A 2,933-nucleotide genomic window follows, 5' to 3' on the forward strand; every position below is an offset into this window, starting at 1 on the left:
GGTGTAATTTGGAACTTATTGTAAATTGATTTTTTTCGCTTTCTTTTATCCTTACAGAAGGGAAAAAGCATGAAATGAACGACTCGAAATCATCTCCTTTTACCAATAAACCACCATTAAATTCAGATAAGGTACCATTATTTGAGACTTTTCCCGATAGATGAAACATGTTATTGGCTCCAGGAAATTGAAGTAGCGTATCAACTTTTACTTCGCCATCAGCGAATTTTAATATAGCATGAAATTTATCCAATGCTCTGTTTTGGTATTGAATATTTGAAACCTCCACATTAAAGTCTAGGCTCAAGTTTTTTGGCACAACATCTCTAAAACATTCTAAGAGATCCTTTATCTCCGTTGTTTTTCGTGAGTCATTTTGTATAGAATCCAAATCAACTTTACTAAAGCTAATATTGACGTTAGTGTGATCATTTTTTCTATCATTTCGTATTGTACCGCTGGCTTGCATGCTTTTGGAGTCGATTCTTAAATCAGTTGCTGCAAACTCATCTTCATTGAGGTTGATGTTAGACGATATCTCGGTATTTTCACTAGGGATAGCATAAGCAAGAAAGCTAAGATTGATAATCTTTGCTAGATCATTTACAAAATCAGAACTGTTATTAATTGTCAGTGTTAGCTTGCCCTGGAGTCCTTCTTGATTTCTGTTGCCTGTAAATAGCAACTTTATAAAGTTTGATTCGACATTAATGTGTACATTCTTTTTTGTAATATCAACCTTTCCTGAAAAATCATAACTATTGTCACCTACCTTCACTTCACCAGAGAATTGCCCACTTCTCTTAATAGCAATCTCTTTTATGTTAACAATATTGCTATAATCAACGAAGTTATTGCTTAAACTTACTTGGCTATCTTTTATTACTATATCAACCTTACTGGCTTGCTCATTTGTAATATTAACAAAATTTTCTTTACTGCTTTTCATACCAAATAATGTAATTGACTTTGGTTGTAGCGAAAGCAAAAATAACGATAGAAGGGATGGCCTTACTTCAATTTTATTTATGCTAGTCAAATCCGGTAATTTTTGCTCTCTATTGTTGTTGGACTGAATGTACACGTTATAAATAGTGAGCTTTGGAGTAATTAGTGAAACTTTGACTTTTCCTCCAATGCGTACTTTAGCGTTGTATGTATTTTCTAATTTTTGCACAATATGTTCCTTGTAGTTATTCCAGTCCTTGAAAGTTGCAGCAATGTGCAAAAGGATCAATACCAAAGAGATTGATAATATTGTGTATATAGAAAATCTCATAGTTTTATATACTTAAAATCACCCATAAATATTAGATAAAGAGTACCAAAATAAACAACGACACTTAAAAATATTAGCGCTGCTAAATGGATGACACGAGCAAATATTTTATCGAGAAATAGTCCTGCTGATAAGGAGCTAGAAACATAAAGAACTATTGACATGACCAATGTTGCAATAAGAATTTTTACGATATTTAATAGTAATACTTGGCTAATCTTATACATTTTATTTATTGTTAGATAATTAATTAGCAGAATAGAATTTATCCAAGTGGAAATGGAAGTAGCGATAGCAATTCCTGTGTGCTGATATTTGTGCATTAACAAGAGGTTTAGCACCACATTAATTCCAAGGCACATTAGTGAGAATATAGTTGGTATTTTTAAATCGCCCTTAGCAAAAAACGTGGGTAGCAACGCTTTATTTATAATAAATGCAGGTAAAGAAAGAGAAAGCGCTATCAACGTAGGAGCAGTTTGTTGCACTGCATAGTGATCAAACTTACCGTAAGAAAAAAGCGTAAGTAAAATTATGTCAGGAATAATAATAAAAGCAGCGGTTGTTGGCATAACTAATATTAATCCTACATTGAGAGCTTTACTCTGTATTTTGGCTATACTTTCAGTATCATTTACTTGTTTTGAGATTAAAGGAAGAAGCACTGTACCAATTGCAGTACCAATTACTCCTTGCGGTAGTTGATTTAGTCTATCGGCATAATATATATAGGACACCGCATTTGGTACAAAACTGGCCATAACTGTATCAATCCATAGGCTTATCTGAGTTACACAATTGTTGATAATTGCTGGTATTACACGCTTAAAAAATAACTTTACTTCATCACTCAATTTTATGCTAAAAAAAAATGCAGCCTTTAATTTATATGCACTGAACAGCATCAACAATAGTTGAAAAATCCCTCCAATCAGGACAGCTATGGAGAGATTGTGAGCCGGTGTTTTTATGTAAGGCACAAGTAAACTAACAATTAAACAGAGATTCAAAATGATCGGTGCAATGGCTGTTGAAGCAAAATGTTGCTTTACTTGCAGCATTCCACCAATTAGTGATGCAATTGACACAAAAATTATGTAGGGCATCATAATTCTTAATAAAGCCACAGTGAGGGCAAGTTTGCTTTGATCAAATCCAGGAGTGAGTACTTGAATCATATAAGGAAAGAAAGTCTGCGTGATAAGGCAAAAAATCAATAAAACAATAAACGTAAGAGATATTGTGCTACTCGCAAAGCTAAATGCTTTTTTATTATCACGTGATTCTGCTGAATATAACGGTATAAAAGAGGTAGTGAACGCTCCCTCTGCAAAAAACGCCCGAAATAGATTGGCAAAGCGAAACGAAGAAAAAAATACATCTGCAAGAGGAGTTGCGCCAACAACCATGGCAATTAATATATCCCTTATTAGTCCTGAGATCCTTGAAATAGCCGTAAAAAAACTAAATGTGAAAATACTTTTAAACATTGCTATTTACCACTACTCCAGATTATACGTAGTGTCAATAGACTCTTCGCATATCAAACCAGCTTTGACATATAAGAAAAAAACTACTTGACAACCTTCGCCAGTCCCATTATTATAGTATTGAAGCTATTTGTTTAACTTCCCAATCTGTACAGGTTAAAATG

General features: G+C 33.4%; 2 protein-coding genes. Both read right to left on the reverse strand.

Translation table 11 applies throughout. From position 1 onward, the window contains the following. On the reverse strand, window positions 1-1,279 hold a 1,279-nt coding region (locus tag DM84_RS05590; RefSeq protein WP_458783143.1), incomplete at its 3' end, for an AsmA family protein. Continuing rightward, the gene (gene murJ / locus DM84_RS05595) at window positions 1,276-2,769 is read right to left on the reverse strand and encodes a murein biosynthesis integral membrane protein MurJ (RefSeq protein ID WP_250778988.1); all 1,494 of its coding nucleotides are present in this window, start codon (window positions 2,767-2,769) and stop codon (window positions 1,276-1,278) included. The genes DM84_RS05590 and murJ, both read right to left, overlap by 4 nt. Between the last annotated feature and the right edge of the window lie 164 nt (window positions 2,770-2,933).

Origin of the sequence: Wolbachia pipientis (assembly GCF_023661085.1) — a bacterium.
GTDB lineage: Bacteria > Pseudomonadota > Alphaproteobacteria > Rickettsiales > Anaplasmataceae > Wolbachia.

Excerpts from the sequence above, each read along its gene's own strand:
- murJ (WP_250778988.1), bottom strand. The coding sequence starts at position 2,769 with ATGTTTAAAAGTATTTTCACATTTAGTTTTTTTACGGCTATTTCAAGG.